Below are 21,471 nucleotides of genomic sequence, written 5' to 3' on the forward strand. Positions count from 1 at the left end.
ATGTCGGACTTCCTGTCGGTGTCGCCGAACCACTACCTGATCCTCGCCTGCCTGCTCTTCACGGTCGGCGCGGTCGGGGTGCTGATCCGGCGCAACGCGATCGTCCTCTTCATGTGCATCGAGCTGATGCTCAACGCGGCCAACCTCGCGCTGGTCACGTTCAGCCGGATCAACGGCGACCTGAACGGTCAGATCATGGCGTTCTTCGTCATGGTGGTGGCCGCCGCCGAGGTCGTGGTCGGGCTGGCCATCATCATGACGATCTTCCGGACTCGGCGCTCGGCGAGCGTCGACGACGCCAACCTGTTGAAGTACTAAGAGGGGCCCACCAGTGGAACATTCTGTGGAGTACGCCCACGCCACGGGGTTGCTGGGCAGCGTGTGGCTGCTGGTGGCCATCCCGCTGGTCAGCGCGGCGATCCTCCTGCTGCTCGGCCGGCGTGCCGACCGGTGGGGGCACTGGCTCGGCGTGGCCAGCGTCGGCGCCATCTTCGTGCTCGGCCTGAGTTACTTCTTCTCGCTGCGGGGACTGGAGAACCGCTCGGTCGAGCTGAGCCTCTGGGACTTCATCGCGGTCGGTGACCTGCACGTCGACTTCGGACTGCTCTTCGACCCGCTGGCCGCGGTCTTCGTACTGCTGATCACCGGCGTGGGCTTTCTGATCCACGTGTACGCGGTCGGCTACATGTCGCACGACGCCGGCCGGCGGAAGTTCTTCGGGTTCTTCAACCTCTTCGTCGCGGCGATGCTGCTGCTGGTGCTCGGCAACAACTACGTGATGCTCTACGTCGGCTGGGAGGGCGTCGGTCTGGCGTCGTACCTGCTGATCTCCTTCTGGCAGGACCGGCCGAGCGCGGCCACCGCCGGCAAGAAGGCGTTCCTGATGAACCGGGTCGGCGACGCCGGCCTGGCGATCGCGATCTTCATCATGTTCGCCACCCTGGGCAGCACCCAGTACGCCGACGTCTTCAACGGGGCCAGCCAGCTCGCCGGAGGCACGGTGCTGGCGCTCGGCCTGCTGCTGCTGCTCGGCGCGACCGGCAAGTCCGGCCAGTTCCCGCTCCAGGCGTGGCTGCCGGACGCGATGGAGGGCCCGACCCCGGTCTCCGCGCTGATCCACGCCGCCACGATGGTGACCGCCGGCGTCTACCTGATCGCCCGGTCCAACCCGATCTTCTCGCTCGACCCGACGCTCCAGACCATCGTGGTCAGCGTCGGCGCGCTCACCCTGCTGATGGGCTGCATCATCGGCGCGGCCAAGGACGACATCAAGCGGGTGCTCGCCTGGTCGACGGTGAGCCAGATCGGCTACATGTTCCTCGGCGTCGGGCTCGGCGGCGGGGCGTACGCGCTGGCCATCATCCACCTGCTGGCGCACGGCTTCTTCAAGGCCAACATGTTCCTCGGGGCCGGCTCTGTGATGCACGGCATGAAGGACCAGGTGGACATCCGCCGGTTCGGCGGGCTGGCGAAGTACATGAAGATCACCTGGGTCACCTTCGGGCTCGGCTGGCTGGCGATCATCGGCATGTGGCCGTTCTCCGGCTTCTTCACCAAGGAGCCGATCATCGTCGAGGCGTTCGCCCGGGACGACTGGACCGCCTGGCTGTACGGCGGCGCCGCGCTGCTCGGTGCCGGGCTGACCGCCTTCTACATGACCCGGCTCTTCGTGCTCACCTTCCACGGGCCGAAGCGCTGGACCGAGGACATCGAGCACCCGCACGAGTCCCCGGCGGTCATGACCGTGCCGCTGATCCTGCTGGGCCTCGGCTCGGTGGTCGCCGGTGGGCTGATGGCGACCCCGGTCGCCGACTGGTTGACCCCGGTGCTCGGGCACGGGGAGCACCACGAGCCGGTGCTCTCGCACACCGTGATCACCGTGCTCTCGCTGGTCCTGACCGTGCTCGGCGCCGGCCTGGCCTGGTTGCTGTTCCGCAACGGCACCGCACTGGTGGAGCAGCCGGCCGGCCCGGTGGTCCGGGCGGCCCGGCGCAACCTCTACACCGACGCGTTCAACGAGGCGGTCTTCGAGAAGCCGGGCATCTTCCTCACCCGGGCACTGGTCTTCCTGGACAACCGGGGCATCGACGGGCTGGTCAACGCGCTCGCCGCCGCGGTCGGCGGTGGATCGGGCCGGTTGCGCCGGCTGCAGACCGGCTTCGTCCGGTCGTACGCGATGTCCATGCTGACCGGCGCCGTACTGGTGGTGGCGGCGTTCCTGGCGGTCCAACTGGGGTGGTTCGCGTGACCGACGGATACCGATCGGGCACTGACGACGGAGGTAAGGCCGAATAATGTCCGACTTCCCCTTCCTCTCGGTGCTCACCGTCGCGCCGCTGGTCGGCGCGCTGGTGGTGGTCTTCCTGCCGGCCCGCCGTGGCGAGCTGGCAAAGCGGATCGCGCTCGGCTGGTCGCTGGCCGTGCTGGTGCTCTCCGTCTTCATGTGGATCGCCTTCGAGGCCGGCGGCGACCGGCTCCAGCTCCGCGAGTCGTACTCGTGGATCCCGCGCTGGGGGGTGAACTTCACCTTCGCCGCCGACGGCATCGCGCTGGTCATGCTGATGCTGATCGCCCTGCTGGTGCCGCTGGTGATCCTGGCCTCCTGGCACGACGCGGAGAAGTCGAAGCGCTCCGTGCCGGTCTACTTCGCGCTGCTGCTCTTCCTCGAGTGCACGATGATCGGCGTCTTCGCCGCCGCCGACGTCTTCCTCTTCTACGTGTTCTTCGAGGTCATGCTCGTCCCGATGTACTTCCTGATCGGCAGCTACGGCGGCCACCAGCGGCAGTACGCGGCGGTGAAGTTCTTCCTCTACTCGCTGGTCGGCGGACTCTTCATGCTGGCCGCGGTGATCGGGCTCTGGGTGGTCGGCGGCAAGACCTTCGACTGGCAGGCGCTGACCCAGATCGACATCTCCACCGGCACCGAGCGCTGGCTCTTCCTCGGCTTCTTCCTCGCCTTCGCGATCAAGGCGCCGTTCTTCCCGTTCCACACCTGGCTGCCGGACGCCGGTGGCGCCGCCCCGGCCGGAGCCGCCGCGCTGCTGGTCGGGGTACTGGACAAGGTCGGCACCTTCGGCATCCTGCGGTACTGCCTGCCGCTCTTCCCCGAGGCGTCGAAGTGGTTCGCCCCGTACGCCATCGCGCTGGCGCTGATCGGCATCATCTACGCCGCCCTGCTGGCGGTCGGGCAGAACGACCTGAAGCGGCTGGTGTCGTACACCTCGATCGCGCACTTCGGCTTCATCGGCGTCGGCCTCTTCGCCTTCACCACCCAGGCCGGCACCGGCGCGGTGCTCTACATGGTCAACCACGGCCTCGCCACCGGGCTGCTCTTCCTGGTGGTCGGCATGCTGGTGGCCCGGCGCGGGTCCGCGCTGATCACCGACTTCGGCGGCGCCGGCAAGCTGGTACCGCTGCTCGCCGGGGTGTTCTTCTTCGCCGGCCTCGCCTCACTGGCACTGCCCGGCACGGCACCGTTCATCTCCGAGTTCCTGGTGCTGATCGGCACCTACACGGTGAACAAGCCGGTCGCGATCATCGCCACCGTCGGGATCATCCTGGCCGCCGCGTACGTGCTGTGGATGATCCAGCGGACCACCCAGGGCACGCTGAACCCGGCGCTGTCCGGGGTGGAGGGGATGCGGCGGGACCTGTCGGTGCGGGAGAAGGTCGTGGTCGCCCCGCTGATCGCGTTGCTGCTGCTGCTCGGCTTCTACCCGAAGCCGGTCACCGACGTCATCAACCCCGCCGTCCAGGCCACCATGGAGCAGGACCTCGGCACGCAGGATCCGGCGCCGACGGTGGGCACCGTCCAGGAGGCACACCGGTGAGCGGGCCCTCAGTCGCGCACGTAAGGAAGGTCCGGTAATGGATCTGAAGCCACCGAATCTCGACTACGCGGCTCTCGCGCCGATCCTGATCCTGTTCGGGGCGTCGCTGCTCGGTGTCCTGGTCGAGGCGTTCGTACCCCGGAGGAGCCGGCACCTGACCCAGCTCGTCCTCGGCCTGCTGGCCGTGGTCGGTGCGCTGGTCGTGGTGGTGCTGAACGCGCACGACCGGCTGGTCACCGCCGGCTCGGCGATCGCGGTCGACGGCCCGACGCTCTTCCTCCAGGGCGCGATCCTGGTGCTCTCCGGAATGGCGCTGCTGCTGATCGGTGAGCGGTCGGTGCAGCGCGGCGGCGCGTTCGTGGCGCACGCCGCGGTCACCGTCGGATCGCCGGAGGACCAGCGGCAGGCCGCCGACGAGGGCGGGGCGACCGAGGTCTACCCGCTGACCCTGTTCGCCATCTCCGGCATGCTGCTCTTCGTCGCCGCGAACGACCTGCTGACGATGTTCATCGCGCTGGAGGCGTTCTCGCTGCCGCTCTACCTGCTCTGCGCGCTGGCCCGGCGCCGGCGGCTGCTGAGCCAGGAGTCGGCGCTGAAATACTTCCTGCTCGGCTCGTACGCCTCGGCGTTCTTCCTCTTCGGGATGGCGCTGGTCTACGGCTTCACGGTCGGGGCCGGCGGCACCGGCTCCGGTGGTGGGGTCGACTTCGGCACCATCCGGACCGCGGTCACCGACTCCGCCGCCAGCGAGGTGCTGCTCTTCGCCGGGCTCGCGCTGCTCTCCATCGGCCTGCTGTTCAAGATCGCCGCGGCGCCGTTCCACGTCTGGACCCCGGACGTCTACCAGGGCGCCCCGACCCCGATCACCGGCTTCATGGCCGCCTGCACCAAGGTCGCCGCGTTCGGTGGTCTGCTCCGGGTGCTGCACGTCGCGTTCTCCGGGGCGAGCTGGGACTTCACTCCGGTGCTCGGCGCCATCGCGGTACTGACCATGCTGGTCGGGGCGGTGCTCGCGGTCACCCAGACGGACATCAAGCGGCTGCTCGCGTACTCCTCGGTGGCGAACGCCGGTTACCTGCTGGTCGGTGCCCTGGTGCTCTCCAAGGACGGGCTCTCCAGCACGATGTTCTACCTCGTCGCGTACGGCTTCACGGTGCTCGCCGCGTTCGGCGTGGTGACCCTGGTCCGGGACGCGGACGGCGAGGCGACCCACCTGTCCCGGTGGGCCGGGCTGGGCCGGCGTTCGCCGCTCTACGCCGGGCTGTTCACCTTCCTGCTGCTCGCCTTCGCCGGTATCCCGCTGACCAGCGGCTTCACCAGCAAGTTCGCGGTGTTCGGGGCGGCGCTCGACGCCGGTCAGGTCTGGCTGGTGATCGCGGGTGTGCTGACCAGCATGATCCTCGCCTTCCCGTACCTGCGGGTCGTGGTGATGATGTGGCTCTCCGAGCCGGGCGAGTCCACTCCGACGGTGTCGCTGCCGGGTGGGCTGACCGCAGCGGCCCTGATGATCGGGGTCGTCGCCACGCTGGTACTCGGGGTCGCCCCGGCGCCCCTGCTGGATCTCGCCAACGGCGCCGCCGAATTCGTCCGATGACGGGCCGCCCCCACGCCCGTTCCGAGGTCAACCGCCCCCGACCAGGGGTTGGCCGGTGGGTGTGGCATGGTTGAAGGCGTGGGGGGAACGGCTGGCGGCATGGCGGCGCTCGGGCTGGACACGATCGGGCTCGAGTTCGCGGATGCCCGCGTGGAAGCATCGGTGGCCAGCGTGCTGGCCAGAGTGGAGACGGAGCTGCGCGACAACGTCGCCAGCGCCGATCCAATGGTGGACGAGGCTGCCCGGCACCTGGTCGATGCCGGCGGCAAGCGGTTCCGGCCACTGCTGGTGGCGCTGGGCGCCCAGTTCGGTGATCCGGCCGCCCCGCAGGTCGTACCGGCGGCGGTGGTGATGGAGCTGACCCACCTCGCCACGCTCTACCACGACGACGTGATGGACGAGGCGCCGGTGCGCCGGGGTGCGCCGAGCGCCAACTCCCGGTGGGGCAACTCGGTGGCGATCCTGGTCGGCGACTACCTCTTCGCCCGGGCCGCCGACATCGCCGCCGACCTCGGCACCGAGGCGGTCCGGTTGCAGGCCCGGACGTTCGCCCGGCTGGTGCACGGGCAGATCGCCGAGACCGTCGGCCCGCGCGACGCCGACCCGGTCGCGCACTACCTGAACGTGATCGCCGAGAAGACCGGTTCGCTGATCGCCACCTCGGCCCGCTTCGGCGGCATGTTCGGTGGCGCCCAGGCGACGCACATCGAGGCGCTGGCCGGGTACGGCGAGACCATCGGGGTGGCCTTCCAGCTCTCCGACGACCTGCTCGACATCTCCTCCGAGTCGGTGCAGTCCGGCAAGACCCCCGGCACCGATCTGCGGGAGGGCGTGCCGACCCTGCCGGTGCTCTACGCGCTCGGCGCCGACGACGGCGACGCGGCGTCGGTACGGCTGCGCGAGATCCTCTCGCTCGGCCCGATCACCGACGACGCGCTGCACGCCGAGGCGCTCGGCCTGCTCCGCGAGTCTCCGGCGCTGAAGCGGGCCCGGGAGACCGTCCGCAGCTACGCAGAGGAGGCCCGGTCCTGCCTCGCCCCGCTGCCCGACACCGGCCCGCGGCAGGCCCTCGAATCGCTCTGCGACTTCATCGCCGACCGCACCGGCTGAGCGGCGCGACGGCCCTGCTCCACACGACCGACCGTGGGCACCGTCCCTGGGCGGCCCGTGTCGTACCACGGTGCTTAACTCTCGGACATGGAGTTCGACGCTACATTCGGCCGATTCCGGCAGGCGTGTGTCGACCGGTTCGGCGAGCCGGCGGGCGCACGGCTGGCGGCGCTGGCCCGGCCGGGTTTCGGCCTCGACCGGGCGACCGACGCCGAGCCGGCCACCGGTCGGTCCGCGCTCGGCGGTCCGGCACTGCTCGATCCGGGAACCCCCTGGCCGGACTACGACGGCTTCCCGTTGAGCCTGCTGGCCGTGCTGGACACCGACGCGCTCGCCGGTTGGCTCGGCGAGCACCTGCCTCGGCGGGTCGGGCTGCTCAACGTCTTCATCCTGGAGCCGCGCCGGGGTGTGCCGTACCCGCCGGACATGGACTTCGACGATCCGCGCTGGTTGCGGGTGATCCCGGCGGACCCGGCGACGGCGGTGGAGGTGACGACTCCGGCCGGGGACGCGGCCGTCTTCGACCGGACTCCGCTGCACGCCGAGCCCGTCCTGACGATGCCGGACAAGTGGAGCGACGCCGTGCACGGCATCGACTTCGGCGGGGAGGACATGCTCAACGTCGCGTACGCCGTGGCCGACCTCTACGAATCCTCCCCGGACGTGGCGGAGGCCGCCGGTCCCGGTTCGACCTTCGGATGGCCGGTCGGAGAGATCGGCGCGATCCAGAAGTGGGAGGACAGCCACACGCACCTGCTGAAGCTCTGCAACGGGCCGTCCGAGATCCCGACGCTCTACTTCTCGATCCCGACCGACGCCTTCCGGGCGGGTGACTTCAGCCGGGCGGTGGTGAGCCAGGAGACGTACTGAGCGGGTCCGGGTGCCGCCGGAGGAGCATCCGCCGGCCGACGAGCATGAGGGCGGCGGCGAGCAGCATCGCCACCGCGGCGGTGAGCCACATCGCCGGATAGCCGAGGTGCCCGGCGATCGCGCCCAGCCCGAGCGGGCCGAGGCAGCCGCCCGCGTACACCCCGGTCTGGGTGATCGAGGTCGCGGCCGGCGCCTGTGGATGGAGCCGGACCACCGCGAAGTTCAGCAACCCTGGCCAGGCCCAGCCGATGCCGAAGCCGAGCGTGACGCCGGCAATCAGCGGCGCGACTCCGGTCAGGGCGAGCAGCGTCAGCGCGGCGGCGCCGACGGTCAGCATGCCGGCGATGACCGCGACGTGGCCACCGGAGCGGCGGTCGGCCCACCAGCCGGCCCCGACCCGACCGACCAGGCAGAGCGCCCCGCCGAGGGTCAGCACCAGCCCGGCGAGCCCGGGGGAGAGGCCGCGGACCACCGCCGAGTCGACCGCGAACGTGCCCAGGGCGTTCGCCGCGCCGGCGGCGAGGGTGGCGGCGACGCCGAGCGTCACCAGCGCCCCGCTGGCCCCGCCGCCCCGCTGCCGGGTTGCCCGGCTGGTCGGGCGCCGGTCCAGCGGTACGAGTGGCAGGGTGGCCAGCGCCAGTCCGGCGGCGAGGACGAAGGCCCAACGCCAGCCGGCGGTCAGCGCCACCGCCGGTACGGCGGCACCGGCGAGCAGGGTCGCGGTCGGGATGGCGGCCTGCTTGATACCGAACGAGAGGCCCTGCCGGCCGGGCGGTACGCCCCGGGCCAGCGCGGTGTTGCTGGCGAGCTGCCCGAGGGCGTTGGCGCCCGCGCCAATCGCCAGCAGCCCGACCAGGGCGGCGTAGGAGCGGGCCAGAGTAGCGACGGCCAACGTGGTGGCCGCGGCGAGCAGGACGCCGGCCCGGGCGACCACGACCGGCCCGAACCGCTCGACGAGCGCGCCGGACGGGATGGAGGCCAGCGCGCTGACGCCGAAGTAGACGGCGACCGCCAGGCCGAGCCCGGCGGGTGAGAAGCGCAGCTCGTCGCCGAGTTGTACGGCGAGTCCGCCGACCAGGAAGACCGGAAGGACACAGGCGACGGTGGTGGCGGCGGCACCGAGGACCGTACGTCCGGGGCGGGAGAAGGTTACGGGGGGCGGGGGCGACACTGGGAATTCGACCATTTGGGACGAGCCTACGCGAGCCACCCGTATGAACCGATCGTGTCCGCGGCTGTACGCACGGTCGCTGTAGATCTGGCATCCTCAATCCGATCGGGCATTTCGCAGGCGCCCGGTTTTTCATATTCTGTAAGTCCCCGGCGGCGGAGGTGGTTGTGCGCGACCCCTTGGCGGAACCTTCGGACCTGATCCGCAGCGTGTCGCGTGCCTTGCGCGTGCTCGAAGCGGTGGGACGGGCACCGAAGGGCCTGACCGTGAAACAGATTGCCCGGCGTTGCGAGTTGACTGTGGCCACCACCTACCACCTGGTGCGCACGCTCGCCTACGAGGGCTACGTGATCAGGCGCGAAGACGGCACGTACATCGTCGGGTTGGAGGTGGCGGACCGGTACCGCGAACTGGTCACCGCGTTCCGTGGGCCGCCGGCGGTGGGTGAGTCGCTGCGCCGGGCCGCCTCGGACACGGGCTACAGCCACTACCTGGGGCGGTTCGTCGGCGGGCAGGTGGCGGTGACCGCGGTCGCCGAGGGGCCCCGGTCGCCGTACCTGGAGGACCTGGTGCCCGGCTTCGACGAGGGCGCCCACGCCACCGCGCTCGGCAAGGCGCTGCTGGCCACCCTCACCCCGGAGCAGCGGTTCCGCTACCTGCGCGAGTACGGCATGCGGCCGTTCACCTCGGCGACCCTGGTCGCCGCCGACGCGTTCGAGGCGGACCTGGCGGCCGGCGACCGGCGCGGGATGCACCTGGAACTGGGCCAGTTCCGGCACGGCGTCGCCTGCGCGGCCGTGCTGGTCACCCCGGACAAGGACATGGAACGGCGGGTGGTGCTCGCCTGCGCGCTGCCGGCGGCCGAGATGATGACCTCGGCCCGGGTGGTCCGGGCCAAGCTGCTCGCGGTCGCCCGCGCCGTCGCCGACGGCCTCGCCACCGAAACCTGACCCGACCCCCGAACCAGAACGTGGTCTCCTGCTACCCCTTCAGGGGGAGCAGGAGACCACGGCGGAGGCGTTGCTCGGGTCAGCTTCCGACCACGTCGCCGTCGAGGCGCCAGGTGACCACCACGCCGGGCTTGGCGAAGTCGCCGTCCGGCCAGTTCGACGCCGGGTTCTCCAGCGACGCCCCGGTCAGCTCGCCCGGGTGCTGCACCGCGACGAAGACCGAGCGGTTGTCCGTGGTGATGAACGGCCCGCAGGTCTCCGCGCCGACCGGCACGGTGAGGAACTGCTTGAGGTGCCCGCGCTCCGGCCCCTCGATGGCGGTGGCGAAGAGGCCGTCGTTGCTGCCCAGCGCGTTGCCGTCGGTGGAGATCCAGAGGTTGCCGGAGCCGTCGAACGCCACGTTGTCCGGGCAGGAGATCGGCGACACCTTGGTCTTGTCGTAGCCGGCGAAGTACGTCGACGCGTCGGTCGGGTCGCCGCAGACGATCGGCACCGACCAGGAGAACGTCTCCGAGGTGTTGTCGCCCCGGTCCTCGACCAGCTCAAGCACGTGCCCGTGCTTGTTGTTGGTCCGCGGGTTCGCCTCGTCGGCCTTCGGGTTGGTGGCGACACCCCGGTTGGTGTTGTTGGTCAGTGCCACGTACACCTTGCCGGTGAGCTGGCTCGGCTCGACGTCCTCCGGACGGTCCATCTTGGTCGCCCCGACCGCGTCACCGGCGAGCCGGGTGAAGGTGAGCACGTCGGCGGCGGTCATGCCGGGGACGTACGACGTGTTGCCCCGGACCAGCTTGATCCACGTGCCCCGGCCGTTGAACGCGCCGTCGGCGGGCAGCTTGCCCGAGCCGTCGATCTCGCCGGCGCTGGTCTGGTCGAGCTTCGCGACGTAGAGGGTGCCGGACTCCAGCAGGGTGAGGTTGTGCTCCCGGGCGGTCCAGGAGTCATCCTTCTTGAACTTCTTGTCCGAGACGAACTTGTAGAGGTAGTCGAACCGCTCGTCGTCGCCCATGTACGCCACGACCCGGCCGTCCTTGGCCACGATGACGTTCGCGCCCTCGTGCTTGAACCGGCCCAGCGCGGTGTGCTTGCGCGGCTTCGACTCCGGGTCGAACGGGTCGACCTCGACGATCCAGCCGAACCGGTGCGCCTCGTTGGGGTGCTTCGCCAGGTCGAACCGCTCGTCGGCGCGCTCCCACTTACGGCTGTCCGACGGGTAGCGGGCGGTGGTGGTGATGCCGTACCGGGCCAGCTTCGGCTTGAGCGTCTCCGGCGCCCCGTCGGCGCCGACGAAGTACTGGTTGAAGTTCTCCTCGCCGGAGAGCACGGTGCCCCACGGGGTGATCCCGCCGGCGCAGTTGTTCAGGGTGCCGATCGCGGTCCGGCCCCTCGGGTCGGCCGTGGTCTTCAGCCAGGCCGAGCCGGCCGCCGGGCCGGTGAACTCGAACCTCGTGGTGTGCGCGGTGATCCGCCGGTTGTACTTCAGCCGGCCCTTGCGGACCGGCCTCCACTCGCCGCTCTCGCCGACCCGCTCCAGCTCCACCACCGAGAGCCCGTGCGCGGCCATCGCCACCCGGATCTGCTCGACGCTCATCACGTCGAAGGTGGTGAAGTTCGGGAACATCAGGTTCTCGTTGGTGTACTCGTGGTTCACCACCAGCAGCGCCCGCTCGCCCTTGCGGTCCAGCGGGAGTACGCCGACGAAGTCGTTGTTGTAGCCGAACTGCTGCGACTGCCGGGCGGCGGTCTGCTTGTGCACGTCCAGCTCGGGCGCGCCGGGCAGCACCGGGTCGCCCCAGCGGATCACCACGGAGTGGTCGTACCCGTTCGGCACCACCAGGCTGTCGAGCTTGTTCGGCGGGATCGGCTTGAAGGTGAGCGCCGCGTTGCCGGGCCGCCGGGCCGGGGTGAAGCTGTCCACCTCGGGCAGCGCCGGGCCGGATCCGTTCCTGGGGGCGGCCATCGCCGGCGACCCGGCGAGCGCGCCGGCTGCCGCGCCACCGAAGCCGAGCACCAGCGCACCGACCGCGCCGGCCCGGACGACTCCGCGCCGGCTCACCTCGGCCTGGACCACGTCCCCGAAGTACGGGTTGTCGGACTCGTTGGGCACCGGGTGCGCACAGGCGTTCCCACAGCGGTATATGCAGGTCATGGCGTCGCGCCCGCCGTGGCCCGCCGGGCCGAGCAGGGGGAGCAGCCGGGGTCGCTCGGTCATGGAGATGGAGCCTCCTCGCCAATGTCAGGGATGCGCGCCCTTGACGCCTCGGGTAATGCGCACGAGGGCGCGTGCCTGCCGGACGCTAGGAGTACGCCGTGAGCGGCGTCCGGCCCTCCGGTGAACCACGGGTGAACATCCCCAGGAAGCGGGCTGTTCCGGGCGCTGTCGTCCGACGGGCCGACGCCGGGATGTCCGGCAGGGTGACCGGGCCCGGCCGGTAGGCCGATGTCGTCCCGCCGTCCCGTCCTGAGTTCACCCCGGCCGAGCATCTCGCCCGCCTCCGGTTGAACCGTCTTGGCGGCGGATGCGTGAAACCGAGAGCCGGGGCTGGTCGGAGCCGAGCGGGCGGGAGGCGAGGAGACATCAGCGACCAGGACGCCGAACTGCTGCGCGCCATGCACGACGAGCACGGTGACGCGCTGCTGGCGCATGCCCTGCGACTGACCGGCGGCGACCGGCAGCGGGCCGAGGACCTGGTGCAGGAGACGCTGTTGCGGGCGTGGCGGCATCCGGAGGCGCTCGACCCGCAGCGGGGGCCGGTGCGGGCCTGGCTCTTCACCATCGCCCGCAACCTCGCCATCGACGCCTGGCGGCGGCGTAGCGCCCGGATCGGCGAGGTGGTCACCGACGAACTGCCCGAGCCGCCGCAGGTGGTCGACGAGGCGGACCGGGCGGTGGAGGCATGGACGGTGGCGGAGGCGCTCAACCGGCTCTCGCCGTCGCACCGCGAGGTGCTGGTGGAGTGCTTCTACCAGGGCCGGTCGGTGACCGAGGCGGCCGCCCGGCTGGGCGTACCGCCGGGCACGGTGAAGTCGCGGACGCACTACGCGCTGCGGTCGCTGCGACTGGTACTGGCGGAGATGGGGGTGACCGGGTGACGAATTGCGAGTACGCCCACGACGACGGGGCGTACGTGCTGGGCGCCCTGTCTCCCGCCGAGCGGGCCGCGTACGAGCGGCACCTGGCCGGCTGCCCGGCGTGCCGGGAGGCGGTCGCCGAGATCGCTGTACTGCCGGGGCTGCTGGGCCGGCTCGATCCGGCTGGGCTGGAGGAGATCGCCACCGCACCGAGCACCGGTGAACGGCTGCCGAAGCTGCTCGACGAGGCCCGGGCCCGCCGGCACCGGGAGCGGCGACGCGGCCGGCTCCAGGCCGCCGGGCTGTCGATGGTCGCCGCTGTCCTTGCCGCGCTGGTCGGATTCGGCGTGGCCGTACCGGTGGTGGGTCGGGAGCCCGGCACCGACGTCGAGGTGCGGATGGTCGCCATGCAGCCGGTGCAGGGGAACGTCCCGGTCAGCGCCGAGATCGGCTTCGACGGTACGCGCTGGGGCACCGTGATCACGATGCGCTGCCAGTACGCGAAGACCAGGGACTACACCAAGGCGTACACCTTCCGGCTGGTGGCGCACGGCCCGAACGGCGAGACGGAGCAGATCGGCTCCTGGCTCGCCGCTCCCGGTGACGACGCCACCTTCACCGGCGTCACCCGGTTCACCCGCTCCGAGCTGATCCGGCTCGAACTTCTCCGTTACGACAACACCCCGCTGCTCGCCTACGACGTCCCGTAGGTCGCGGGCGGTCGTGTCCCGGGGCGCCGCCGGGGCACGCCAGCACCGGCGAGGCCACCGGTTTGACGAACCCGCTGACCGAGTACCACTTCATCTGGGTTCTGTCTCGCGGATCATGAGGTTGACGAGCGACCCGGACCGGCCGACCCGGATGGCCGGTCCGGGCAGTAGCGGTGCGGTGCGGTGCGGTGCGTGGACTGTCGAGCTGGGTGCACAGACGGGGCACGCAGAGCCGGGTTGGCGGCTTGGCGGGTTGCCCGGACGGCCCGGGACAGTGGGCGCACAAGCGGGGCAGCTCGACAGTCCCTCGGGCAGCTACCCGGACCCCGGCACCACCGCACACCCGACCCGACGCCAGGAGACCGCCGACCCGAAAGGGAGGATTCGCGGGCAGCGGAGGCCATCGGCCGGTCACGGGGTGAACTCACCACGAAGATCCACACCCTGGCCGACGGCGTGACCGTTGCCTCGCTACCCGTCATCCCCGAGCCCAACGACAGATCGCGAACAGGAAGCGGCGGGGACGACGCGACTCCGGGCCGAAGCTGCCGCCGGCAGGAACTCAGCGCGGGCGGTCGACCCGGCCCTCGGTCCAGACCGGCTCGTCGGTCTCGGTGACCCGGCCATCCGCGCCGAAGAGCAGGTAACGATCGGTGTGTGCGGCGAACCATCGGTCGTGGGTGACCGTGAGAACCGTGCCGGCGAAGCCCTCCAAGCCCCGTTGCAGCGCGTCGGCGCTGGCCAGGTCGAGGTTGTCGGTCGGCTCGTCGAGCAGCAGCAGGGTCGCCCCGGCCAGTTCGAGCAGCAGGATCTGCAACCGCGCCTGCTCTCCGCCGGAGAGGCTCTGGAACGGCTGGTCCCAGGCGGGCGCGATCTCGTAGCGGGCCAGCGCCGCCATCGCGTCGTTGCGGATCAGGGCATGCTCGGTCATCAGGATCTCGGCGGGGGTCCGGCCGTACAGGTCGGGGCGGGCGTGGGTCTGGGCGAAGAGCCCGGGTACGACCCGGGCCCCGAGCCGCACGGTGCCCCGGTGCGGGACCTGATCAGCCCCGGCCAGCAGCCGGAGGAACTGTGACTTGCCGGAGCCGTTGGAGCCGAGCACGGCGACCCGTTCGCCGTACCAGATCTCCAGGTCGAAGGGGCGCATCAGCCCGGTCAGTTCGAGCTGCTGGCAGACGAGGGCCTGTTTGCCGGTACGCCCGCCGCGCAGCCGGATCCGCACGTTCTGCTCCTTCGGCGGCCGGGTCGGCGGCCCCGCCTCCTCGAACCGGGCCAGTCGACTCCGCGCCGCCCGGTACGCCGAGGCGAGCGCGTCGTTGCGGGCGGCGCCCTGCCGGGCGGTGTGCACCAGGTGCCGGAGCCGGGCGTGCTCCTCCGCCCACCGTCGGCGTCGGTCGTCGAGCCGGTCGATCCGGTCCCGCCGGGCGGCCGGATAGCTGGCGAAGCCGCCGCCGTGCACCCAGACCTGCCGATCCTCGACGGTGACGATCCGGTCGGCTGCCTCGGCGAGCAGTTGCCGGTCGTGCGAGACCAGCAGCACGGTCTTGGTGCTGGCCCGCAGTTGCCGCTCCAGCCACTGCTTGCCGGGTACGTCGAGGTAGTTGTCGGGCTCGTCGAGCAGCAGCAGTTGGTCGGGGCCGCGCAGCAGGGCCTCCAGTACGAGTCGTTTCTGTTCGCCGCCGGAGAGGGTGTTGACGTCCCGCCCGGCAGCCCGCTCGTACGGCAGCCCGAGCGCCTCGGTGGTCACGGCGTCCCAGACGACTTCGAGGTCGTAGCCGCCGGCCTCGACGTACTCGGTGACGGCGTGCGCGTAGCGGAGCTGGGCCCGCTCGTCGTCGCGTTCGCGCAGCGCCTGCTCGGCGGCGGCGAGTTCGGCGGCGGCCTGGCGGATCCGCTCGGGTGCCACCGAGAGCAGCAGGTCGCCGACGCTGCGGTGGTCGCGGATGGTGCCGATGAACTGGCGCATCACGCCGAGCCCGCCGGAGGTGACGATCTCGCCGGCGACCGGGGTCAGGTCTCCGGCGACCAGCCTGAGCAGGGTGGTCTTGCCGGCGCCGTTCGGCCCGACCAGCGCGGCGGTGACCCCGTCGGCGACCCGGAACGAGACGTCGTGCAGGAGTGGCCGCCCGTCCGGCAGCCGGTGGTGCAGGTGCCTGATCTCGACGTGTGCCACGGGACCTCCGGCGAGGCATCTAGACCGACGTTCTAGAGTCTAGAACAACGTTCTAGAGCCGGAACACCGGACTAGAATACGGGGCATGACAGGTGTGTGGTTGCGACCTCCGCGCTCCCCGGGCCGCAGCGGGCCGCCGCTGCACCGGGACCGGATCGTCGCCGCGGCGGTCGAACTGCTCGACCGGGAGGGCGTCGCCGGGCTCACCATGCGCCGGCTGGCCGAGCGGCTGGGCGCCGGGTCGACCACGCTCTACTGGCACGTGACCAACAAGGACGACGTACTCGACCTGGCGCTGGACCAGATCTTCGGCGAGGTGGCACTGCTCGGGGCGTCGACCGGGGACTGGCGGGCCGACGTCGAGACGCTGCTGCTCGGCTGGCGGGCGGCGATGCTCCGGCACCCGTGGTCGGCGGCGCTGGTCGGCCGGCCGCTGCTCGGGCCGAACGTGCTGACCCGGACCGAGTTCCTCCAGTCCGCGCTGCACCGGGCCGGGCTGGTCGAGCCGGATCTGAGTGCCGCCACGCACGCGCTGGCCAACTACGTCATCGGCGCCGCCGTCACGCTCTCGTCGTGGCGGCGGCTGGACGATCCCGAGTCGCGGCAGGCGGCCCGACAGCACCTCGCCGCCCAGCGGGACCGCTATCCCACCCTGGTCGAGACCGGGCACCTGGACGACCGGGACGAGGACGACACGTTCCGGCGCGGCCTGGCGTACCTGCTCGACGGCCTGCCCGCCGAGGGGCCGCGCCGAGCGGTCAGCGGCGGCGGAGCTTCTGGCGCAACCGGGCGGTGACCCGGCCCGGGGTGACCGGCACGACCGAGATCATCAGCCGGCCGGACTCGTCCCGAGTCGGGGTGAGCAGATAGAGCCGGGCGCCACGGCGGCGTACCAGCGGCACCGCCCGGTCCAGCCGCGGTGCCCGCAGCGCCGCCGCGCCACCCGCACCCGCCGCGCTGTTCGCGCCGAGCGCGCGGTCGGGGTCGAACGGGCCCACCTGGGCCGAGACGATCCGGCGCCGGCCGGTCGCGATGCCGCCGTCGAGCAGGTCGGCGGCGCGGAACCTGATCCGTACCGTGCTGCCGGCGTCGCCCCGGGCGAGCACCACGGTCTCGGCCGGGATCTCCTCCGCGCTCACGGTGAGCGGGTCGGCACCGGCCCCGGTCAGGTCCGGCAGCGGCGAGTACGCGGTGATCGTCAGCACCCGCTCGCCCCGCTCGTCGTCCTCCCAGCCGAAACCGGTGGCGTCGAGCTTGGCCGGCCACTCCGGTACCGCCGTCACGTCGAAACAGGAGTCCGGCAGGCCGCGCGCCGGATCGCGGAACCCGGGGTACGCCGCGTACCGCCGGGCACCCTCGACCACCGTCGCCGGCACCCCGACCTCGGCGTCCTGCCGGATCACCGCGAGCAGGTCGTCGAGGCCGCCGTCCCGGGTCAGCGCGAACCGGATCCGGGTCTCCGCGCCCAACTGGTCGGCGATCTCCTCGGTCAGGTGTTCCGCCACCAGCCGCCCGACGCCGTCGTGCACCGCCTGCTGACTGGCCCGGTCGAGCCGGAGCAGGTCGTCCTCGACCAGCTTGGCGACCTCGTGGTCGAACCGGCGCACCATCACCGCGTCACGGCGCTTGCCCGGCTCGATCAGGTCGGCCACGAACGCCAGGTTCGCCTCGACGGTACGCAGCCGTTCCAGGTGCCGGCTCAGATAGGTGATGTTGGTGGCGCTGAACCGGCGTACGGCGTAGTAGAACTCGTAGTCGGCCAGCACCGAGATGCGCCGGGCCCGGTAGCACGCCTCCAGGGTGAACGGCAGGTCGCTGGCGATCCGCAGCTCCTCGCGGTAGCGGATGCCGTGCCGGTCGAGCAGATCCTTGCGGAACAGTTTGGTGTTGGCCAGCGACCGGGGCAGGGCTGAGCCGAAGAGGTCCACGTCGGCCGCGTTGCGGGCGAAGATGTCCTGGTAGATGTGCCGGCTGTTGACCCCGACCACCTTGCCGAGCACCACGTCGGAGTCCCAGGCGTCGGCGGCGGTGACCAGCCGGTCCAGCGCCTCCGGGCCGAGGTGGTCGTCGGCGCCGACGAAGAAGACGTACCGGCCGGTGGCGGCGTCGAGGCCCCGGTTGCACGGGCCGGCCGGGCCGCCCGAGTTCGGCTGGTGGATGACGGTGAAGACCCCGGGATAGCGGGCGGCGTACCGGTCCAGCTCGGCGCCGCTGCGGTCGGTCGAGCCGTCGTCCACCGCGACGACCTGCATCCGGGGCAGTCCGATGGTCTGCCGGACCAGCGAGTCCAGGCACCGGGTCAGATAGGGCATGGTGTTGTAGACCGGCACCACCACGCTGACGTCCGGCGCGCTCATCGGGCGTTGGCCTCCATTTTCCGTAGGTTCACCTGCCCGATTCCTCGAATTAACCCATTCGATTACCCGGGCCCGTACCGAATCGACGGAGAGTGTACGTCAATAACCCGTCCCGGCACTCCGCTGCCGTTGTTCACCTAGTGTTCACCCAATTCGTCAAGGCCCTGCCTGGCGGCCCCGACACCGTACGGTCGGTTGCCGCCTCGCTAATGTACGCGCATTCTCCGCCTAGAATTAACCCGCGCATCCCGTTGGACAAATAGTCTTCACGTCCGGTATTGCCCGGCACGGATCCCCCGACGAGTTAGCGGGTCTTCATGTCCTCCACACCTGACGTCAGCGTCGTGATCCCCACCCGCGGTCGGCCGGACCTGGTGACCCGTGCGGTCCGCAGCGTACTGGCGCAGACCGTGACCGATCTCGAGGTCGTCGTCGTGGTGGACGGGCCGGACGACGCGACCCGGGACGCGCTGGCCGGACTCGGCGACGACCGGCTCCGGGTGATCGAGCTGCCCGAGTCGGGTGGGGCGCCGAACGCCCGCAACGTCGGGGTCGGCGCGGCGCGGGCCCGCTGGACGGCCCTGCTCGACGACGACGACGAGTGGCTGCCGACCAAGCTCGCCGTGCAGTTGGAGCTGGCCGAGAGCGCCCGGGTGGCGATGCCGATCGTGGCCTGCCGGTTGCGCAACCGGACGCCCCGGGCCGAGTTCGTGATGCCGCGCCGGCTGCCGGCGGTCGGCGAGCCGCTGACCGAGTACCTCACGGTGCGGCGCGGGCTGTTCCACGGCGACGGCTTCATCCAGACCTCGACCATCCTGGCCCCGACCGAGTTGCTGCGCCGGGTGCCGTTCACCGTCGGGCTGCGCCGTCTCCAGGAACTCGACTGGACGTTCCGGGCGTTGAGCCATGCCGACGTCGACCTCGTCTACGCCGCCGAGCCGCTGGTGATCTGGCACCAGGACGAGGACCGGCCCCGGATCACCTTCGACACGGTCTGGGAGGAGCAGTTCGAGTGGCTCCAGCGGAGCCGACCGCTGCTCACCCGCCGGGCGTACGCTGCACTCACGATGAGTGTGATCAGCTCGATGGCGGCGCCGACCCGGAGCGCGTCGGCGTTCCGCACCCTGCTGCGCGAGGCGCGTCGGCACGGTCAGCCGGGGATCTTCGACTACCTGGCGTTCGGGCAGATCTGGCTGATCCCGCCGCAGCTCCGGCGTACCCTGCGGGACCGGATCCTGCGCAAGCCCGGCGCCAGCCGCGCGGCCGCTCCGGCGGACCGGCCCGGCGCGGCCGCCAGCACCGACGCCCCGCAGCCGGTCGGCTCGGCCCGGCGGGTCTCCGGCGACGCCGGCAGGCCGAGCGAGATCGGCGCGTGAGCATCCCGCCCCTGCCCGGTACGACCGGCCCGGCGCCGACCGTGGTGATCTGGCGCAGCGGCCTGCTCGCCGGATCCGAGACGTTCATCCGCAACCAGGGCCTCGCGCTACCCCGCTGGCAGCCGAGGTTCCTCGGCGCCACCCGGGTCGGCTCGCCGCTGGCCGCCGACACCGACGTGATCGCATATCCGGACGGCGGACAGGACCGGCGGGCCTTCCTGCGGCTCCGGCTGACCGGCGAGTCACCGAGACTGCGGCGGCTGCTGGCCGGGCTGCGGCCGGCGGTGGTGCACGCGCACTTCGGCAACGACGGCTGGCTGATCAGCCGGACGGCCGCACAACTCGGGGTACCGCTGGTGGTGACCGTGCACGGCTACGACGTGACGCGGCAGCCGCACGCGCCGGGCCTGCGCGGTGTGCGCTACCGGCGCAACCTGCGCCAGGCGTTCGACCGGGCCGCGCTGATCCTGGCCGTCAGCGGGTTCATCCGGGAGAAGGCGATCGCGGCCGGCGCGGACCCGGCGAAGGTCCGGGTGCACCACACCGGAGTACCGATCCCGGCCGAGGTGCCGGACGTGCCGAAGCACTGGGACGTGGTCTTCGTCGGCCGGTTCGTCGAGAAGAAGGGCGTCGACGACCTCGTCGAGGCGCTCGGCACCCTGCCTGACCGGCGGCCCCGGGTGCTGCTGATCGGCTCCGGGCCGCTGGAGTGGCCGATCCGGGAGCGGGCCGCCGCCCTCGGGCTGGACGCGACGTTCCTGGGCGCACAGGAGCCGTCGGCGGTCGCCCGCTACCTGGCCGAGTCGAAGGTCTTCGTCTCGCCGTCCAAGACGGCCGCGGACGGGGACGCCGAGGGCCTGCCGACGACGATCCTGGAGGCGGCCAGCCTGGGCCTGCCGACGGTCTCGACCTACCACAGTGGAATTCCGGAGGCGGTGCTGCCCGGCGAGACGGGTCTGCTCGGCGCCGAAGGCGACCGCACGGCCCTGGCCGGCAACATCCGGCAGCTCCTCGCCGACGACGACCTGCGGACCCGGCTCGGCGGACAGGCCCGCCGGTACGTGACCGAGCACTTCGACCTGCACAAGCAGACCCGGCTGCTCGAAGAGCTGTACGAGTCGGTGGCCGCCGGCCGCCCGGACCGGGTGCACACGCGGGCGTAGCACGCGCCCGACGGCCGGCGGGTCAGCGGGCGGCGGGTCAGCGGGTCAGCGGGCGGCGGTGGCTGCCGCTGGCTCCGGGGTGGCGGAGAGCAGCGCGGTACGGGACCGCCGGACGTTGCGGATCCCGTCCACCGTGAAGACCACCAGGGCCAGCCAGACCAGCGCGAAGCCGGCCAGCCGGGCCGGAGGCATCGGCTCGTGGAAGACGAGTACGCCGAAACCGAGCTGGAGGATCGGCGCCAGGTACTGCAACATGCCGAGCGCGGTCAGCGGGAGCCGGTTCGCCGCACCGGCGAACATCAGCAGCGGGATGGCGGTGGCCGCACCGGCCAGCATCAGCAGGGCGGTGTGCCCGGCGGAGACCTGACCGAAGCTCGACTCGGCGCGCCAGGTGAGCCAGCCCAGATAGCCGAGCGCCGGCAGGGTGAGTGCCGCGGACTCGATGAACATGCCCTCGGCGGCCGGCAGCCCGAGCCGCTTCTTCACCAGGCTGTACCCGCCGAAGCTCGCGGCCAGGGTGAGCGCGATGTAGGGCAGCCGGCCGTAGTCGACGGTCAGCACCGCGACCGCGATGCCACCGATGCCGAGCGCCACCCACTGGGCGGCCCGCAGCCGCTCGCGCAGCACGGTGACCCCGAGCAGCACGACGAAGAGCGGGTTGATGAAGTAGCCCAGCGCGGTCTCGACGACGCGTTCCGAGTTGACGCCGTAGATGTAGGTGCCCCAGTTGACCGCGATCAGCGCGGCGGCCAGCCCGATCCCGGCGAGTCTGCCCGGGCGGTGCCGCAGCTCACGCAGGAAGCCCCAGTTGCGGACCGCCGCGAGCAGCAGCGCGACGAAGACCATCGACCAGACCACCCGGTGCGCCAGGATCTCGATCGGCCCGGCCGGCTCCAGCAGCCGGATGTAGAGCGGAAAGAACCCCCACAGGGTGTACGCGCCGATCCCGTAGAGGTATCCGCGCCGCACCTGGCTCATCGTTCTACCGTAAGGGGCTGACTCGGATCAGAGTCCTTTCCAGTGAGCGGTCTCACCGATTCCGGTCCCATTCCGCCGACCGCCCCGCCGCTGTCCGTCTCGCCCCCGGCCGTCCCGCCG

17 protein-coding genes are annotated in these 21,471 nt (G+C 71.5%); 12 read left to right on the forward strand and 5 right to left on the reverse strand.

The genetic code is table 11. From position 1 onward, the window contains the following. The 6 genes from nuoK to AAH979_RS15430 all read left to right on the forward strand — a co-directional run bounded on the left by nuoK (nt 1) and on the right by AAH979_RS15430 (nt 7,404). Nucleotides 1–318 carry an NADH-quinone oxidoreductase subunit NuoK gene (gene nuoK, locus AAH979_RS15405; protein WP_199187664.1) on the forward strand — a complete coding sequence of 106 codons (318 nt, stop codon included), beginning with the start codon at nt 1–3 and terminating at the stop codon, nt 316–318. A 13-nt stretch (nt 319–331) separates the two neighbouring features. After that, complete coding sequence (gene nuoL / locus AAH979_RS15410; protein WP_346258783.1) at nt 332–2,248, forward strand: NADH-quinone oxidoreductase subunit L; 1,917 nt, start codon at nt 332–334, stop codon at nt 2,246–2,248. 46 nt (nt 2,249–2,294) lie between these two features. Further along, nucleotides 2,295–3,830, forward strand: coding sequence for an NADH-quinone oxidoreductase subunit M (locus AAH979_RS15415; protein ID WP_346258784.1), 1,536 nt, complete (start codon nt 2,295–2,297; stop codon nt 3,828–3,830). A 37-nt stretch (nt 3,831–3,867) separates the two neighbouring features. Beyond that, nucleotides 3,868–5,424, forward strand: coding sequence for an NADH-quinone oxidoreductase subunit NuoN (nuoN, locus tag AAH979_RS15420; RefSeq protein ID WP_346258785.1), 1,557 nt, complete (start codon nt 3,868–3,870; stop codon nt 5,422–5,424). Nucleotides 5,425–5,523: 99 nt separating this feature from the next. Further along, entirely contained in the window at nt 5,524–6,534 is a 1,011-nt protein-coding gene (locus AAH979_RS15425; protein ID WP_346258844.1) for a polyprenyl synthetase family protein, read from the forward strand. 87 nt (nt 6,535–6,621) lie between these two features. Further along, nucleotides 6,622–7,404, forward strand: coding sequence for a DUF1963 domain-containing protein (locus tag AAH979_RS15430; protein ID WP_346258786.1), 783 nt, complete (start codon nt 6,622–6,624; stop codon nt 7,402–7,404). On the opposite strand, the gene AAH979_RS15435 is transcribed toward AAH979_RS15430, so the two are convergent. Further along, nucleotides 7,370–8,590: an MFS transporter gene (locus AAH979_RS15435; protein ID WP_346258787.1), complete on the reverse strand. Its 1,221-nt coding sequence runs from the start codon at nt 8,588–8,590 to the stop codon at nt 7,370–7,372. The genes AAH979_RS15430 and AAH979_RS15435 overlap by 35 nt on opposite strands. A 152-nt stretch (nt 8,591–8,742) precedes the next feature. On the opposite strand from AAH979_RS15435, the gene AAH979_RS15440 reads away from it, so the two are divergent. Next, complete coding sequence (locus tag AAH979_RS15440; protein ID WP_346258788.1) at nt 8,743–9,525, forward strand: helix-turn-helix domain-containing protein; 783 nt, start codon at nt 8,743–8,745, stop codon at nt 9,523–9,525. A 79-nt stretch (nt 9,526–9,604) separates the two neighbouring features. Here the strand turns inward: AAH979_RS15440 and AAH979_RS15445 are convergent, their stop codons facing one another. Then, a complete protein-coding gene (locus AAH979_RS15445) occupies nt 9,605–11,734 on the reverse strand; it encodes a PhoX family phosphatase (RefSeq protein ID WP_346258789.1) in 2,130 nt (709 codons plus the stop codon). Between the two features lie 365 nt (nt 11,735–12,099). Between AAH979_RS15445 and AAH979_RS15450 the strand changes: the two genes are divergently transcribed. After that, nucleotides 12,100–12,615 (forward strand): sigma-70 family RNA polymerase sigma factor, encoded by a 516-nt coding sequence (locus tag AAH979_RS15450; RefSeq protein ID WP_346258845.1) that lies wholly within the window; start codon nt 12,100–12,102, stop codon nt 12,613–12,615. Further along, nucleotides 12,612–13,304 (forward strand): zf-HC2 domain-containing protein, encoded by a 693-nt coding sequence (locus AAH979_RS15455; protein WP_346258790.1) that lies wholly within the window; start codon nt 12,612–12,614, stop codon nt 13,302–13,304. The genes AAH979_RS15450 and AAH979_RS15455 overlap by 4 nt, the downstream gene beginning before the upstream one ends. Nucleotides 13,305–13,866: 562 nt before the next feature. Here the strand turns inward: AAH979_RS15455 and AAH979_RS15460 are convergent. Continuing rightward, a complete protein-coding gene (locus tag AAH979_RS15460) occupies nt 13,867–15,477 on the reverse strand; it encodes an ATP-binding cassette domain-containing protein (RefSeq protein WP_346258791.1) in 1,611 nt (536 codons plus the stop codon). Between the two features lie 85 nt (nt 15,478–15,562). Here AAH979_RS15460 and AAH979_RS15465 point away from each other — a divergent pair, with 85 nt between their 5' ends. After that, nucleotides 15,563–16,273, forward strand: coding sequence for a TetR/AcrR family transcriptional regulator C-terminal domain-containing protein (locus AAH979_RS15465; RefSeq protein WP_346258792.1), 711 nt, complete (start codon nt 15,563–15,565; stop codon nt 16,271–16,273). Here the strand turns inward: AAH979_RS15465 and AAH979_RS15470 are convergent. After that, on the reverse strand, nt 16,236–17,834 hold the full coding sequence (locus tag AAH979_RS15470; protein WP_346258793.1) for a glycosyltransferase: 1,599 nt from the start codon (nt 17,832–17,834) through the stop codon (nt 16,236–16,238). The genes AAH979_RS15465 and AAH979_RS15470 overlap by 38 nt on opposite strands. A 317-nt stretch (nt 17,835–18,151) precedes the next feature. Between AAH979_RS15470 and AAH979_RS15475 the strand changes: the two genes are divergently transcribed. Further along, entirely contained in the window at nt 18,152–19,210 is a 1,059-nt protein-coding gene (locus AAH979_RS15475) for a glycosyltransferase family 2 protein (RefSeq protein WP_346258794.1), read from the forward strand. Further along, nucleotides 19,207–20,373: a glycosyltransferase gene (locus AAH979_RS15480; protein ID WP_346258795.1), complete on the forward strand. Its 1,167-nt coding sequence runs from the start codon at nt 19,207–19,209 to the stop codon at nt 20,371–20,373. The genes AAH979_RS15475 and AAH979_RS15480 overlap by 4 nt, the downstream gene beginning before the upstream one ends. 45 nt (nt 20,374–20,418) lie before the next feature. Here the strand turns inward: AAH979_RS15480 and rarD are convergent, their stop codons facing one another. Next, nucleotides 20,419–21,351 carry an EamA family transporter RarD gene (gene rarD, locus AAH979_RS15485; RefSeq protein WP_346258796.1) on the reverse strand — a complete coding sequence of 311 codons (933 nt, stop codon included), beginning with the start codon at nt 21,349–21,351 and terminating at the stop codon, nt 20,419–20,421. Nucleotides 21,352–21,471: the final 120 nt, after the last annotated feature.

Source organism: Plantactinospora sp. ZYX-F-223, assembly GCF_039649625.1.
Classification (GTDB): domain Bacteria; phylum Actinomycetota; class Actinomycetes; order Mycobacteriales; family Micromonosporaceae; genus Plantactinospora.

Excerpts from the sequence above, each read along its gene's own strand:
- AAH979_RS15430 (WP_346258786.1), top strand. The coding sequence starts at position 6,622 with ATGGAGTTCGACGCTACATTCGGCCGATTCCGGCAGGCGTGTGTCGAC.
- AAH979_RS15425 (WP_346258844.1), top strand. The coding sequence starts at position 5,524 with ATGGCGGCGCTCGGGCTGGACACGATCGGGCTCGAGTTCGCGGATGCC.
- nuoN (WP_346258785.1), top strand. The coding sequence starts at position 3,868 with ATGGATCTGAAGCCACCGAATCTCGACTACGCGGCTCTCGCGCCGATC.
- AAH979_RS15435 (WP_346258787.1), bottom strand. The coding sequence starts at position 8,590 with ATGGTCGAATTCCCAGTGTCGCCCCCGCCCCCCGTAACCTTCTCCCGC.
- AAH979_RS15445 (WP_346258789.1), bottom strand. The coding sequence starts at position 11,734 with ATGACCGAGCGACCCCGGCTGCTCCCCCTGCTCGGCCCGGCGGGCCAC.
- AAH979_RS15415 (WP_346258784.1), top strand. The coding sequence starts at position 2,295 with ATGTCCGACTTCCCCTTCCTCTCGGTGCTCACCGTCGCGCCGCTGGTC.
- nuoK (WP_199187664.1), top strand. The coding sequence starts at position 1 with ATGTCGGACTTCCTGTCGGTGTCGCCGAACCACTACCTGATCCTCGCC.
- AAH979_RS15465 (WP_346258792.1), top strand. The coding sequence starts at position 15,563 with ATGACAGGTGTGTGGTTGCGACCTCCGCGCTCCCCGGGCCGCAGCGGG.
- AAH979_RS15470 (WP_346258793.1), bottom strand. The coding sequence starts at position 17,834 with ATGAGCGCGCCGGACGTCAGCGTGGTGGTGCCGGTCTACAACACCATG.
- rarD (WP_346258796.1), bottom strand. The coding sequence starts at position 21,351 with ATGAGCCAGGTGCGGCGCGGATACCTCTACGGGATCGGCGCGTACACC.
- AAH979_RS15475 (WP_346258794.1), top strand. The coding sequence starts at position 18,152 with ATGTCCTCCACACCTGACGTCAGCGTCGTGATCCCCACCCGCGGTCGG.